Annotated in this window: 15 protein-coding genes; 9 read left to right on the top strand and 6 right to left on the bottom strand. The window is 38.5% G+C overall.

Translation table 11 applies throughout. From position 1 onward, the window contains the following. Window positions 1-32: 32 nt before the first annotated feature. The 5 genes from tpiA to CLV94_RS11210 form a co-directional block, all read right to left on the bottom strand. Window positions 33-785: a triose-phosphate isomerase gene (gene tpiA / locus CLV94_RS11230; RefSeq protein ID WP_121376575.1), complete on the bottom strand. Its 753-nt coding sequence runs from the start codon at window positions 783-785 to the stop codon at window positions 33-35. After that, entirely contained in the window at window positions 785-1,282 is a 498-nt protein-coding gene (locus CLV94_RS11225; RefSeq protein WP_121376574.1) for a TlpA family protein disulfide reductase, read from the bottom strand. The genes tpiA and CLV94_RS11225 overlap by 1 nt, the downstream gene beginning before the upstream one ends. A 97-nt stretch (window positions 1,283-1,379) precedes the next feature. Further along, entirely contained in the window at window positions 1,380-2,456 is a 1,077-nt protein-coding gene (locus CLV94_RS11220) for an ABC transporter permease (protein ID WP_121376573.1), read from the bottom strand. Window positions 2,457-2,462: 6 nt separating this feature from the next. Beyond that, a complete protein-coding gene (locus CLV94_RS11215; protein WP_121376572.1) occupies window positions 2,463-3,554 on the bottom strand; it encodes a MauE/DoxX family redox-associated membrane protein in 1,092 nt (363 codons plus the stop codon). Between the two features lie 56 nt (window positions 3,555-3,610). Beyond that, window positions 3,611-4,153: a DUF1599 domain-containing protein gene (locus CLV94_RS11210; RefSeq protein ID WP_121376571.1), complete on the bottom strand. Its 543-nt coding sequence runs from the start codon at window positions 4,151-4,153 to the stop codon at window positions 3,611-3,613. 102 nt (window positions 4,154-4,255) lie between these two features. Between CLV94_RS11210 and CLV94_RS11205 the strand changes: the two genes are divergently transcribed. From CLV94_RS11205 to folP, 3 genes are read left to right on the top strand one after another with little or no spacing between them, the layout of a single operon-like run. After that, on the top strand, window positions 4,256-4,873 hold the full coding sequence (locus CLV94_RS11205; protein WP_147406620.1) for a hypothetical protein: 618 nt from the start codon (window positions 4,256-4,258) through the stop codon (window positions 4,871-4,873). A gap of 44 nt (window positions 4,874-4,917) precedes the next feature. Further along, window positions 4,918-5,415 (top strand): hypothetical protein, encoded by a 498-nt coding sequence (locus tag CLV94_RS11200; RefSeq protein WP_121376569.1) that lies wholly within the window; start codon window positions 4,918-4,920, stop codon window positions 5,413-5,415. Between the two features lie 25 nt (window positions 5,416-5,440). After that, a complete protein-coding gene (folP, locus tag CLV94_RS11195) occupies window positions 5,441-6,253 on the top strand; it encodes a dihydropteroate synthase (RefSeq protein WP_121376568.1) in 813 nt (270 codons plus the stop codon). Window positions 6,254-6,470: 217 nt separating this feature from the next. Here folP and rlmH read toward each other — a convergent pair whose 3' ends face one another. Then, the gene (gene rlmH, locus CLV94_RS11190) at window positions 6,471-6,944 is read right to left on the bottom strand and encodes a 23S rRNA (pseudouridine(1915)-N(3))-methyltransferase RlmH (RefSeq protein ID WP_121376567.1); all 474 of its coding nucleotides are present in this window, start codon (window positions 6,942-6,944) and stop codon (window positions 6,471-6,473) included. Window positions 6,945-7,118: 174 nt separating this feature from the next. Here rlmH and nadC point away from each other — a divergent pair, with 174 nt between their 5' ends. The 6 genes from nadC (at window position 7,119) to CLV94_RS11155 (ending at window position 13,978) form a co-directional block, all read left to right on the top strand. Further along, window positions 7,119-7,976, top strand: coding sequence for a carboxylating nicotinate-nucleotide diphosphorylase (gene nadC / locus CLV94_RS11180; RefSeq protein ID WP_121376565.1), 858 nt, complete (start codon window positions 7,119-7,121; stop codon window positions 7,974-7,976). Window positions 7,977-7,987: 11 nt separating this feature from the next. Beyond that, complete coding sequence (locus CLV94_RS11175; protein WP_121376564.1) at window positions 7,988-8,911, top strand: YihY/virulence factor BrkB family protein; 924 nt, start codon at window positions 7,988-7,990, stop codon at window positions 8,909-8,911. Window positions 8,912-9,418: 507 nt separating this feature from the next. Beyond that, entirely contained in the window at window positions 9,419-10,447 is a 1,029-nt protein-coding gene (locus tag CLV94_RS11170) for an SIR2 family protein (RefSeq protein ID WP_121376563.1), read from the top strand. Between the two features lie 6 nt (window positions 10,448-10,453). Further along, window positions 10,454-12,199: an ATP-binding protein gene (locus tag CLV94_RS11165; RefSeq protein WP_121376562.1), complete on the top strand. Its 1,746-nt coding sequence runs from the start codon at window positions 10,454-10,456 to the stop codon at window positions 12,197-12,199. Window positions 12,200-12,216: 17 nt separating this feature from the next. Then, the gene (locus CLV94_RS11160) at window positions 12,217-13,353 is read left to right on the top strand and encodes an AAA family ATPase (protein WP_121376561.1); all 1,137 of its coding nucleotides are present in this window, start codon (window positions 12,217-12,219) and stop codon (window positions 13,351-13,353) included. A 4-nt stretch (window positions 13,354-13,357) separates the two neighbouring features. Beyond that, a complete protein-coding gene (locus CLV94_RS11155; RefSeq protein WP_121376560.1) occupies window positions 13,358-13,978 on the top strand; it encodes an HNH endonuclease family protein in 621 nt (206 codons plus the stop codon). Window positions 13,979-14,152: the final 174 nt, after the last annotated feature.

Raw genomic sequence — 14,152 nt, 5'->3', positions numbered from 1 at the left:
TTCTGGGCTATAGTATAAAGTACAAGAATTGCTTATATCGCTGCCACTATCGCTGCAAAATCGGTCGCTTTTAATGCAGCACCGCCAATCAATCCGCCGTCTACATCCGGTTTAGAGAAAATCTCTTTGGCATTGTCTGGTTTTACGCTGCCTCCATAAAGAATAGAAACATCTTCAGCCAAAGTTGCATTGTATTTAGACGTAATCGTTTCTCTGATGAACTTGTGCATTTCTTGAGCCTGTTCCGGAGAAGCCGTTTCGCCTGTCCCGATAGCCCATACCGGCTCATACGCCAAGACGATGCTTTCCCAGTCTTTTGCTTCCAGGTGGAACAATCCGTCTTTTAATTGGTTTTCTACAATATTGAAATGATTGCCCGACTGTCTGTCTTTTAATTCTTCACCAAAGCAGAAGATTACCTGCAATTCATGTTTCAAGGCCGTGTTTACTTTTTCAGCCAAGAGAGCATCCGTTTCATGGAAATACGCTCTTCTTTCAGAATGTCCAAGGATAACGATGCCTACGCCGATGCTTTTTAGCATATCCGCAGAAATCTCTCCAGTAAAAGCACCGCTTTCGGCCTGGTGCATATTTTGTGCGGCAACGCCGATATTGGTAAATTCTAAGTGGTCTACCGCAGAAGCCAGGTTTACGAAAGTAGGCGCTACAATAATATGTGCTTCTACATCGTTCGGCAATTTATCAATAAGGTCGTTTAGTAAATCTTCCGTTTCTTCCGCGTTTTTGTGCATTTTCCAGTTGCCCGCAACAATCTTTTGTCTCATTAGTTAAGTTTTTTTAAAGTAGCATTTATTTTATCAAAATCGGTTTCGATGGCTCTGTAGATAGCAATCTTTCCTTTCTTGTCGATAACAATATAGCGCGGAATCCAGTCCAAGTCGATAGCTTTCCCGAATTTGCCTTTCATTCCGTCAGGCGCCAGATAATGCTCGCCAGTCAGGCTGTGCTTTTCGATTCCAGCTTTCCATTTCTCGGCTGTCTTGTCCATCGAAATAAAGACGTAGTCTGTCTTCGGACTTTTTTCCTGCATGTCTTTTACTTTCGGCATGGCCTTCACGCAGTCGCTGCACCACGAAGCCCAGATGTCGATCACGACAGTCTTTCCTTTATGCTTGTTTAGTATTTCTTTAAAAGAGATTTCTTTTCCGTCTAAAGTCTGCAGTTTTTCAGCCAAGGCTTCTGCAGCGAATTCTGTCTTTTGAGCCTGAGAGCAAGATACGGTTCCCAAGACCACCAAAAGAGATAAGAGTATTTTTTTCATTGAGTTGTTCTTTTTTGAGATAAGCAAATATACTATTAAGTTTTTGAATACAACAACCCTGACAGGGTTCCAAACCCTGTCAGGGTTAAAGTTAAATCTATCCTAAACGAATCTTCGGATCCAAATACGCATACACCAGATCCACCAAAATATTAATCACCACAAAAGTAGTAGCAATCACGATAACCGAACCCATAATCACAGGCAGGTCTAAATTATTCAAAGCCTCTACGATTTCTTTCCCGAGGCCGTTCCAGCCAAAGATATATTCCACAAAAACAGCACCTGCCAGCATTGAAGCAAACCAGCCCGAAATAGCCGTCACTACCGGATTCAAAGAATTTTTGACCGCATGCTTCCTGATAATCTGAAATTCCGACAGCCCTTTCGCACGTGCCGTACGGATATAATCCTGCCCAAAAGTCTCAAGCAGCGAATTCCGCATCAACTGTATCACGACGCCTAGCGGACGGATGCCCAAAACAATCGCAGGAAGCAATATGTTTCTCCATTGGATGTACTGCCCTTCGCCAAAATCATCTACCTCATACAAACTGCCCGTCATGTTCAGTCCCGTATACTCATGCAGCACAAAGCCAAAAAGCCATGCAAATAAAATAGCGCTAAAAAAAGACGGAATGCTCATGCCCAACGTACTCAACAAAGCAATCACCCTGTCGATCCAAGTATCCTTATAAAGAGCAGAAACAATCCCAAGCAGGATGCCAATGACGATAGCAATCACGATAGCAAACAATGCCAACAGAAACGTATTCGGCAAGGTATTCCCGATGACATCCGATACTTTCTTGCCGCTTTTCTGAAAGCTTTCGCGCAGGTAAGGCGTTTTTAAAACCACCTCATCATTGCCGATAGCAAAAAGCGGAACCGCATTGTATTTGCCTTCCGAAAGAAACGTATAATCCTCCGCATTCTTGCTGTGGACAGAAATAGGCGAGAGGTCGTTCAGATAATACAGATACTGCGTCGAAATCGGCTTGTCAAAACCATACTTCTTCTTAACAATAGCCAGCTGTTCCGAGTTTTCATTCTGGTCGAGCATCATACGTGCCGGATCGCCCGGCAGCACGTTAAACAAAAAGAATATGACCGTGACCACTCCAAAAAGCGTCAGCAGGGCATATCCTATTTTATGTAAGAGGTATTTGATCAAAGAAGCTTATTTTTTTAGCTCAGAATAATTTTTTTTCAAGGCGTTCTGCAATTCAGAACCCACAAATTTCTTTTCGTTGATGCCGTCCCATTCCTTGATCTTGTTGCCATTCCAAAGATAGATAACGCCAGGAGTATCCTTGCTCGTGCCTAAAAGCTTCCAAAACGGAATCACTTCCAAGACCTTATACGGATAATCCGCTCCCGCAAATTTGAAGAACTCCGGAATCTTTTCAGGTTCCTCGTTCATAAACAACACAGACACTTCAGGGAAGTTTTTATTTTTCGCCCTCATTTCAGTCAGCTCTTTCGCCACGTCACGGCAATGATCGCAGCCCGGAACAAAAAGACAGATAATCTTCTTGCCTTGGTCGGCCTTGCTGAAATACTGCGCATAGCCTGATTTTTGCGGAGCGGGCTCGTCGGTTGCCGGTTTAGCAGCCTCAACAGCAGCTGTCTCAGCCGTTTTGGCTTCCGCAGCAGGAACTGCTGAAGAATCGGCAGGCTGGGCAGGGAAGGCCTCTAAAGTTTCTATAGGAAGTACTGTAGCATCATCAGCTGTGTCTTCTACCGCTTTAGGCTGTATCGGTGCCAGCATAAAGATCATCAATACCGAAGCAAAAGTCACGGTCGTCAAGACCCAGAAATTCTTTTTATCGGTATTCTTTGGAAGCAAATATAAAAGATAAATCAAGAGTGCTCCCGCAATCACGTTTTTGATAATCGCCTCAATCGGCGTCATAGGAAGCAAGCTCCCGAAACAACCGCAGTTGCCCGAATTGCCGCCGTTTTGTATCGTATCGATGGTCAAATGTGTCGTAAAAACAATCAGCATCAGCAACGTAGCCGGAATAACGATTCGCTTTAAAAAATGCGGCTGTAATAACAAAAGCCCCAATGCAAACTCAATCCCGATCAAGATTCTAGAAAAGAATACAGCAAAATCTTCCGAAAAGCCCATCGGATACAGCTGTTTTACTTCAAAAGTAGAAATAGCAAAATAAGGAGAAGGATACATTTTTGCGACAGCCGAAATCAAGAACAAAAAAGAAATCAAGATCCGTAAGGCCCAAGGGAGGTATTTTTTTATGTTTTCCATGATGTAAGTTTTCTCAAAAATAAAGCTTATGATAAATTCAATTTGTTAATGAGTTGTTATTTGGCAAAACCCATCAAGATCAAGGCAAAAACCGAGTAGTTGATCATGTCTTGGTAGTTGGCGTCAATCCCTTCAGAAACAATCGTTTTCCCCTTATTATCCTCTATCTGCTTTACGCGAAGCAATTTCTGCAAGATCAAATCCGTCAACGAGCTTACTCTCATGTCGCGCCAAGCCTCGCCATAATCATGGTTTTTCGCCTCCATAAGCGCTTTCGTCAAGGCCACCTTTTCATCATAAAGCTCTGTTGCCTTTGCCACGCCCAAATCCGGCTGCTCCACAACGCCCAAATCCAACTGGATCAGCGCCATAATCGAATAATTGATGATCCCTATGAATTCTCCCGTCTCGTCCTCATCCACCTTGCGTACCTCGTTTTCCTGCAAGCTTCTAATGCGCTGCGCCTTGATAAAAATCTGGTCGGTTAGCGAAGGCAGGCGGAGGATGCGCCAAGCGCTGCCATAATCCTGCATCTTGTTGATGAATAAAGTACGGCAAGTGCCGATAACGCTGTCAAATTCCTGAGAGGTAGTATCCATTATTGGTGTATATTTGTATGAAATTTGTCCAAAAATAGTGAAAAAAGAGTTAAGGCGAAAGGTAAATCATAAAAGCCGCTCATAACACAAGCAAGCATAAAAATGGCAGCAAATAATTTTGACGGTATCTGGATGTACGTAAAAGACAACGACTATTATGGAGAACCCCGATACATTATTTTTGATAACGATAAAGCCGTTCGATTCGATATCGAAACAGAAAAAGACGGTACCCTTCGATTAAAAGAAAACGGAATTGCAGAAGAAATGGCTGCCATAAGACACGAATTCATCACTCCCGACCGCCTGCGTTTCTTCACCAAAGCAATCCACTATTCCGTTTACGGGCATGAAAGTCAAAATACCACCGAAGAAACCGAACTAGCCGAAGAATACCTGCGGCTGGAACCTACCGTAACTTCCCTCACCAAAGAAGAAATCCAAAATAACAGCTATCTTGCGCAATGGAATAAAGAAAAGCTGCAGATACGATTCAATACCGCGCTAGATTCAGAAATTATCCAAGAAATCAACAAGAAGAACAATAGGGAAGGACGAAAACTAGTGGTAGAACAATTAAGAGACACCCTTTTCCTGTGCTTTTTAAATAACAGCCAAAGAGAACTCCTTTTGCCGATCAAGACCATTGACCAAGAAAAAATAGTACTCCAAGGCTTTCCATCGGAACCCTACGAAATAACAGGAACAAGAATACGATAGCCTAAAAGCATTCGAAACCAGCAGTCCAATTAAAGCATGATGCAATGAAAACAATACAGCAACATTTTGTATTCCTCTTTTTAGCCTTTACAAGCAGTTGTATCGCGCAAGCGCAAGGTGCAACCACCACCCATGAAACCGCTGCCTATTCGATTACCTATCCCGCGAAATCCGAATTGAGAACCTATAAAAACGAAGAAAAAGACCTGTTCAAATCCCTCTTTTCTCTTTATGATTTTGGCAGCAGTGCCATAGCCGATTTTTCCGGAATCTCATTGTCCAAACTAGACTGTTCCGGCATAGGAATTAAGGCAGTGATAGAAGTGACAGAACGCGGAAAAACAGTAACCAAAAGCTGGAACGAACATTCCCAATCCGCATTTGACGAACTCATCTATGAAGATGACGGCTATACGTTTGTAAAGCATCTTTATATAGAAAAGGAAAATCTCTACCAACTTACGGGCTCGATTAAAACCGACATGTTTCCCGCCCATTATAAAGACATGCAAAAAATAATGGCAAGCTTCTACCTGAAATAAACACAAGCCCAAAAATACCTATTCAATGAACTGCAACGGAACCCTTATCGACCTGTCAACGCCCAAAGTAATGGGAATCCTCAACATTACGCCAGACTCTTTTTACGACGGCGGAAAAAATGACAGCGACCAAGCCATCATCGACAAAGTAAAACAGATGCTAGACGAAGGCGCCACCTTTATCGATATCGGAGCCTATTCCTCAAAACCCAATGCCGAATTCGTTTCCGAAACTGAAGAACTCGCAAGACTCCTTCCCATAATCGATCTTTTGACAAAAGTCTTCCCAGAAATCATCATTTCCGTAGACACCTTCCGCAGCCAAGTCGCAGAAGCCGCCATCCAGCACGGAGCCGCCATCATCAACGACATAGCCGCAGGCGGACTAGACCCAAAAATGATGCAAACCGTTGCCAAATACAACACGCCCTACATCATGATGCACATGCGCGGCAATCCGCAGACCATGCAAAGCCTCACCGAATACGATGATATCGTCAAAGACATGCTGTTTTATTTCTCCGAAAAAGTAAGCCAAGCCAGAAGCTTAGGAATTAATGATATTATCATCGACCCCGGCTTCGGATTCGCAAAAACAACCCAGCAAAACTTCCAAGTAATGAACAAGCTCGAACTCTTCCAGATCCTCGAGCTCCCGATCCTGTCCGGCATCTCCCGAAAATCCATGATCTACAAAACCCTGGGCATCACACCCCAAGAATCCCTAAACGGAACCACCGTGCTCAATACCATTTCCCTCCAAAAAGGCGCCAAGATATTAAGAGTGCACGATGTGAAAGAAGCTGTAGAAGCAATTAGATTAGTGGATAGTTTGTAGTGGATAGTGGATAGTTGGAAAGTTGAAAGTCATAAAGTTGGAAGGTCGAAAGTGGAAAGGTGAAGAATTATTTATGGTTTAAGATTTTAGATTTTGGATTGCTTGATAAATGAATTTGTTTATTCTTTATGACTTTCGACTTTCTAACTTTCCAACCATCAAAAATCACAAATCAAAAATCCCAAATAACTATAAACTAAAAACTATCCACTATCAACTATTGATGATGATACGGCTCCCCCCTCAAAATACTAAACCCTCTATACAACTGCTCAATAAAAAACAACCGCACCATCTGATGCGAAAAAGTCATTAGCGACAACGAAACCTTCCCTTGAGCCTTAGCATACACCGTTTCCGAAAAACCATACGGCCCGCCGATGACAAACGCCAACGTCTTGATGCCCGAGTTCATCTTCTTTTGCAGTTCTTCCGAAAAACCGACGCTCGAAAAACTCTTGCCATTCTCGTCCAACAAGATAAGTTGATCCGTAGGCGATAGCTTAGAAAGAATCAATTCACCTTCCTTTTCCTTCTGCTGTGCTTCCGAAAGATTCTTCACGTTCTTGATATCCGGAATAATCTCCAAGTCGAACTTGATATAAAACGATAATCGTTTCTGATAATCATCAATCAAAGCCTGAAGCGACTTATTATCCGTTTTGCCGATGGCGATAAGTTTGATATTCATTTTTAAAGAAGCTAAGATTATAGGCACTAAGCCACTACGATCGCGCAGCAAAGATAACGCTATCCCATCAAGAATTCAAAAAATAGAAACCGCCAAAACACGAGCAATTAAATACAACAAACCCTGTACAAGTCTAAAAGAATTTATTATTTTAGCTACCATTAAAACAATACCATGATTTCAGAAGCCCAGTTTCAGAACGAATTACAACTCATCATACAAAACGGAATCCGTGAAGACGTCGGCGACGGCGACCACAGCTCACTAGCCTGCATTCCCGCAACCGCACAAGGAAAAGCCAAGCTATTGGTCAAAGACCAAGGCATTATTGCCGGAGTCGAATTTGCCAAGATGATCTTCAACTACGTCGACAAAGACCTAAAAGTAGAAACCTTTATCCAAGACGGAACACCTGTTAACTACGGCGATGTCGTCTTTCACGTAGCCGGAAGCTCCCAGTCCATACTCAAATCAGAACGCCTCGTGCTCAACGCCATGCAGCGCATGTCGGCCATTGCCACCAAAACCAAAGCCTTTGCCGACCTTTTAGAAGGCACCGGCACCAAAGTACTCGACACCCGAAAGACCACGCCCGGCATCCGAGCCATCGAAAAATGGGCCGTAAAGATAGGAGGAGGAGAGAACCACCGATTTGCCCTCTACGATATGGTCATGCTCAAAGACAACCACATCGATTTTGCAGGAGGCATCACCAAAGCCATCCAAAAAACCAACGACTACCTCAAGGCAAACAGCCTCGACCTCAAGATTATCGTCGAAGCCAGAAACCTAGACGAGGTACGCGAAATCCTAGCATCCCAAAACGTATACAGAATCCTGCTCGACAATTTCGACTACGACACCACCCGTACCGCAGTAGCCCTTATCGGTACCCAATGCCAGACCGAATCCTCCGGAAACATCAACGAAAAGACCATCCGCAGCTATGCCGAATGCGGCGTGAACTATATCTCCTCAGGAGCCCTTACGCATTCCGTCTATAATATGGACCTTAGCCTGAAAGCCATCTAAAACAAGACCAAGTGACCAAGATAATCGAAGACAAGCTCGAAAAGATTCCCGTAATACGCCCGCTGATGCACCTCACGCAGCGCATCAAGCTCCCGTGGCTCGAAGGACTCTCGTTCTACGACCTCCTAGAGCTCTACTTTATCGGTATTGCCAAAGGCGCTTTTTCCTACCGCGCCAGTGCCATTGCCTTCAGCTTCTTTATGGCCCTCTTTCCGTTTGCGCTTTTTATCCTGAACCTGATTCCGTACATCCCGATTGAAGGCTTCCAAGCCGACTTCCTGAAATTCGTCGAAGAAAGCGTACCGCCCAATACCTACGAAGCCATCTATAAAATCATCAACGACATCCTCAACAACAGCTACAAAGGACTCCTTTCTTCCGGTTTCCTGCTGTCCATCTTTTTGATGGCCAACGGTGTCAATGCCATACTCGGAGGCTTCGAGATATCAAGACACATCACCGTCACCCGAGGCTTTTTCCGCCAATACGCCGTAGCCCTAGGCATTGCGATTATATTGTCGACCCTGTTGATCGTGACCGTTTCCGCTATCGTTATTTTCGAATACATCATACAGCGCATGAAAAGCCAAGGCGTCTTTGACAGCATCAACCTCGTCAGCATCGGACGTTTCGTCTTCGTAGGACTCATGATCCTCACCGCCACCTCCATACTCTTCAAGTTCGGAACCAAGCAGACCCGCCGCAACTCCTTTTTTAGTATCGGCTCCATATTTACCACCGTACTCATTATCCTGACCTCCTTTATTTTCGGAATTTATGTTGTCCGTTTCGCAAAATATAACGAACTTTATGGTTCTATCGGAACGCTCTTGATTCTGATGATTTATATCTGGCTCAACTGTATGATCCTGTTGCTCGGTTTTGAGCTAAATGGTGCGATTAATCGATTAAAAAGGAAGAATTTATTTAATTAGCGATTTCGAGCAATACTGCTCTTGCACAATTCGCGAAGCGTGAACCCGATTACTGCCAAATTCCGTTGCTTTTCTCCTAAAAGCGCCCAGCGGCTACCCCAAAAAAAACAGACATTTACCGATGGCTATACTACAGCCATACCGTACCCATACCGTATCTATACCGTATTTTCTGGCAGTTATCTCCCAGTTATCTCCCAGTCTCCTTCGGAAAACCTTTTAATAGTGTATTAATGTATTTTTCAAAAGAGGAATTGATTGGGAAGGAGGGTGGAACCAAACTGGAACAAAAGGTATTGTGAAGTTATAGAATATAGCTTTTTTGGTTTTGATTCTGAGTGACTTCCTATTTTAATCGTAGCTTTTTTTGGGAATGAGGGAAACCGTATAAAAGTTTTTAGTGAGTAATTTACATTTGAGAGATTTTTCTTTACAGTTTGTCGAGTATTCGCGGAATGAGAATGAATGGTAAAAAATATTTTGTAGACTTGAGCAAAATTATTTATAATGGATATTGATACACTTTTAAAGCTTCTACAGAATTGGACTAATAAGGTTCCTTTGATTATTTTAGGGAGTGGAGCTTCTGTTCCTTTTAAGTTACCATCAATGTGGGATCTTGGTGAATATATTAAGGATAATGTAATACTTACTGATAAAAAAGATAAACTTCAGTTTGAAAAATTCAAAAAAGCATTTGAAAAAAACGGAGATTTGGAGTCTACTTTATCTAGCCTTCAATTAAGAAGCAATGTGCTTTACGAGATAGTATGTAAAACATGGGAATTAGTTAACAAGAAAGATTTAGAAGCTTATGAGTCACTGATTTGTTCAAAAGTAAACTTTCCTCTATTTGGACTTACACAATATTTACTTTCATCTGCTGGTTCAAGACTTTCTATTGTTACAACAAATTATGATCGACTTGCTGAATATGCGGCAAGTTTTTCAAATTCTTTTATTTGCACAGGCTACACACAAAATTTAATCGGAAATTTTTCTAAAGATGTTCATCTAAACAAAAATATTCCTAAAGGATATAATGGTCAAGTTAATATATGGAAAGTACATGGCTCGTTAGATTGGTTTAAAAATGTTGAGGATGAAAAAAATTTACTTCTACCCCTTCGTCATCTTGTGCCATTAGGATATGTCCCATCTATTGTAACTCCTGGATTAAGTAAATATATGGAAACGCATAATGAGCCATATAGAACAATTTTTACAGAAGCTGATAAAGAAATCGAAAATGCTAATGGATATTTATGCATCGGTTATGGTTTTAATGATATGCACGTACAGCCAAAATTAATTTCTCAAATTAAAGCAGGAAAGCCAATAATCGTACTAACAAAGCAATTGTCTCCCAAAACAAAACAATCAATTATAGATAATAAATGTAAAAACTATGTATTGATGGAAGAAGATGCTAATGATAATAGAAATACTAAAATTTATACTTCAGCTTTAGGAAATCACATTGTTGAAGGTGTAAATTATTGGGAATTGTCAAAATACTTAGAACTTATAAAATAATAAAAAATGTCAATATTTAAATTTATACAAAATTCAGTAATAGGAACTGTTTATAGTGTTGATACTTCAACAATTGTCGTCAAAGTAGATGAAATTGAAAAGCTTAGAAAACTACAGGTTAATCATTTGATAGCGGTAAGAAGCTCAAAAGCAGGACAATATCTTATAGGGATTATTAGTAGAATAACAAGAAAATCTTCCGAAGAAGATAAACCATCTGATGATATTGGGCTAAATGGTTTCCTAATGACTGAAAACATTTTGAAAGTTAATTTGATAGGCACTTTGCTTGATAAGCATGGTCAGAAGGAGAATGTTTTCAAGAGAACGCTAGATACTGTTCCTGAAATTGATGCGGAATGTTTTCCTATTGATGGTGAGAACATAACATTATTTATGCAAACTGTTTCATCTGTTGATAATTATAAGGTTCCGTTATCAATAGGTAAATATTCAATAGATGAAAATGCACAAGCTTATTTAGATGGTGATAAATTATTTCAGAGACATGCTGTAATTGTTGGTAGTACAGGGTCAGGAAAATCTTGGTGTGTAGCAAAGTTGATAGAACAAATAGCACAACTACCAATGGCAAATACTATACTTTTTGATATTCATGGTGAATATAGTGGAAATGATTTTACGGCAGCAGGAATTCAACACTTTAAAATAGCAAATCCATCGGATTTAGGAAAAAAAGAAAATTTAGAAAATGGTGTTTTGATGTTGCCATATTGGATGCTTACATATGAAGAAATGCTCGCCATGCTCTTGGATAGAAGCGACAGCAATGCACCTAATCAAGCAATGGTATTTTCGAGAACTGTTTTTCATGAAAAATGTTCTTTCTTGAATCTTATCGAAGATACATATTTTAAGGACCATATTACCATAGACAGTCCAGTGCCATACAATATGGAAAATATCTTGATTGAGTTAAAAAGGCTTGATAATGAGCAGGTTGTTGGTTCTACATCTGCAGGAAAAGCTGGGGATTTTAAGGGAAAGCTATCTAGATTCATTCAAAGATTAGAAGCAAAAATTCAAGACAAGAGACTAGGTTTTATGTTTCAAATTTCAGAAGACGAGATGCATATTGATTGGTTAAATAAATTGTGTAATTGTTTAATGTTGGGATCTAAAAGAAATGAAAAAAAAGGAGGAGTAAAAATCATTGACTTTTCAGAGGTGCCTTCTGATGTTTTACCTTTAGTGATAGGCTTGGTTGCAAGATTAATTTTTACAGTACAGCAATGGACTGCAAACGATAAGAGGCACCCGATTTGTCTTTTATGTGACGAGGCTCATCTATATATACCTGAAAGAACAAGTCAAGATTCAGCGTCTGAATTAGGTTTAAAAAATTTCGAGAGAATAGCTAAAGAAGGAAGGAAATATGGGGTTAGTTTAATAGTTATTAGTCAAAGACCTGCAGAAGTTAACAGAACAGTTTTAAGTCAATGCAATAATTTTATTTCATTAAGGCTATCAAATGCGGAAGATCAAGCAGTGATAAAAAGACTCTTACCTGATAATCTTGCAGGTTTAACCGATGTATTGCCTATACTTGATATAGGAGAAGCTTTAATAGTAGGAGATGCTTCTTTATTACCTACGCGAGTTATAATAGATGAGCCAAAAATTAAACCTCAAAGTGCTACGATTAGATTTTGGAAAGAATGGAGTAATGAAGAGGCAGAACAGGATATTGATAATGCAGTATCAAGCTTAAGGAGGCAATCAAAAATTTAAAAATAAAATATAAAATTATGATTAACGAAATTCCTGAGGAAATTTTAAATTTAGATTTAGTTTCTAATGATTTAAGTATTTTAATTGGAGAAAACGGAAGTGGCAAAAGCACACTTTTAAATAATCTTTCAAAACATTTTTTATCAAACGGAAAAAAAGTTATTGCAATTGCTAATTCTATTCATGATAAGTTTGACAGTAAAAGTAAAAACTTCAAATCTTTAAGAGGAAGATCTGGTCGTAAGCAATCAAGAAATACCTTAAAAAATTCACTTAAAAATATTGCTGAGTCTGATGAAATAAGGTTGAAAAATGCTTCAACTGCTTTAAAGTATGTGGGTTTTGAACCGGAAATTGGCTTCAAAATTGTAGGACTAAAAGATTATTATGAAGATTTAATTATGCAATCTGATTTAACTATTGAAAAGAAAAATCAGCTACTTTATTTAATTGTTAATACTGCTAATCGAAGCAATGATATAAATTGGTTTATGATTGATAAACTAAATTTTAATGAATTAAAAAAATTCACTCTCATAGAAATTTTTTTATTTGAAACTTTACTACGAAAACTTAAAATAATAAACAGGATTGAAGTTTTTTTGAAGAAAGGAGAAAATATAATATCAATGCTCGAAGCCAGTTCAGGTGAATTGGTTTTGATAACATCAATAATTTACATTTCTACAATGATAGATGAGAATACTGTAATATTGATTGATGAACCAGAAAATAGTTTGCATCCTAAATGGCAAAAAGAATTTTCTAAAATTCTTTTTGATATATTTTACTATTACCAACCTAAAATTATTATTGCAACACATTCACCAATAATAATTAATGGAGCAGAATTGAATATTGAAACCGCAAAAATATTTAAGGCGGAAAATTTTGAATTTATATTACAAAAAAAAGAATTATTAAATGTTGAAGAAATGTTTTATACTTATTTTGATGTTACTACACCAGAAAATAGATTCCTTTCAGAACGTTTAATAAGATATTTTAATTTATTAGTAAATCAAAAAATGTCAATATCTTCATTTGAAGAAAAAATTAATGAAATTATAGATAGTTCTTATGATCCTAAGCAAATTAATGTTTTAAGGGCAGTTATAGGATTGGGAGAAAAAACAGTTTCTAATTTAAATTAATTTTATGAAATTTACGGAAGACGATTTTAAAAATATAAAAAAAGCAATAGATGAAGGTGGAAAAATATGGGAGAATAAGATTCTCTTAAGTTTTAAAAAGAAATTTAAGAGTTATTATAGAAGTATATCTAATGACCAGTGTTGTTATTGTAAAAGAGATATAAAGGCAGAGTTTAAAATGGTAATAGATATTGAGCATATTCTTCCAAAAAGTGAATTTGTGGATTTAATGTTTGATGTCATAAATTTAAGTGTATCATGTAAGAGATGTAATATGAATATCAAGAAGGAAGATTATAGCTTTGTTAAAGATTCTAAATTGATAAAAGAAAATCATCTTGATAAAGATTTGTATAAAATTATACATCCGAATTTAGATTCATATTTTGATCATTTAAATTATAATGTAGAAATAGTTAATGAGTTGAAGATTGTAAAATATAGAGTTGTAGGAGAAAGTGAAAAAGGAGATTTTACGTATAAATACTTTAAGCTTTTCGAATTTGAAATTGATTTAATGAATCATGCGCAAGGTATAGTTGTTAGAGATGAACTTTCTGAATTAATTGATTTTGATACAGCTAAAGAGATAAAAGAATTGCTTAATAAATTAAAAGCTAAATAGTGATTTTTTGGCTTTCAGGTGTACTTAAACTAGTAGTGCTTGTTAGTTATAACATAAAATGATAATACAAATATTATAAAACATATTTATAAACACATTTCCAAAAAGAACAGCAAAACAAAAAATTGAGATTTCAAACGCCAAAACCTTATCTTTGTATAAACCAAAAAGCCA

This window comes from Flavobacterium endophyticum (assembly GCF_003634455.1).
GTDB classification, from domain to species: Bacteria; Bacteroidota; Bacteroidia; order Flavobacteriales; family Flavobacteriaceae; genus Flavobacterium; species Flavobacterium endophyticum.
Note: the sequence above shows the minus strand (reverse complement) of the source record. Positions and strands in the feature narration are given on the sequence as shown.

Coding starts and splice junctions, on each gene's coding strand:
- CLV94_RS11225 (WP_121376574.1), bottom strand. CDS start 1,282: ATGAAAAAAATACTCTTATCTCTTTTGGTGGTCTTGGGAACCGTATCT.
- CLV94_RS11160 (WP_121376561.1), top strand. CDS start 12,217: ATGATTAACGAAATTCCTGAGGAAATTTTAAATTTAGATTTAGTTTCT.
- CLV94_RS11165 (WP_121376562.1), top strand. CDS start 10,454: ATGTCAATATTTAAATTTATACAAAATTCAGTAATAGGAACTGTTTAT.
- folP (WP_121376568.1), top strand. CDS start 5,441: ATGAACTGCAACGGAACCCTTATCGACCTGTCAACGCCCAAAGTAATG.
- CLV94_RS11205 (WP_147406620.1), top strand. CDS start 4,256: ATGGCAGCAAATAATTTTGACGGTATCTGGATGTACGTAAAAGACAAC.
- rlmH (WP_121376567.1), bottom strand. CDS start 6,944: ATGAATATCAAACTTATCGCCATCGGCAAAACGGATAATAAGTCGCTT.
- nadC (WP_121376565.1), top strand. CDS start 7,119: ATGATTTCAGAAGCCCAGTTTCAGAACGAATTACAACTCATCATACAA.
- CLV94_RS11215 (WP_121376572.1), bottom strand. CDS start 3,554: ATGGAAAACATAAAAAAATACCTCCCTTGGGCCTTACGGATCTTGATT.
- CLV94_RS11200 (WP_121376569.1), top strand. CDS start 4,918: ATGAAAACAATACAGCAACATTTTGTATTCCTCTTTTTAGCCTTTACA.
- tpiA (WP_121376575.1), bottom strand. CDS start 785: ATGAGACAAAAGATTGTTGCGGGCAACTGGAAAATGCACAAAAACGCG.
- CLV94_RS11170 (WP_121376563.1), top strand. CDS start 9,419: ATGGATATTGATACACTTTTAAAGCTTCTACAGAATTGGACTAATAAG.
- CLV94_RS11210 (WP_121376571.1), bottom strand. CDS start 4,153: ATGGATACTACCTCTCAGGAATTTGACAGCGTTATCGGCACTTGCCGT.
- CLV94_RS11155 (WP_121376560.1), top strand. CDS start 13,358: ATGAAATTTACGGAAGACGATTTTAAAAATATAAAAAAAGCAATAGAT.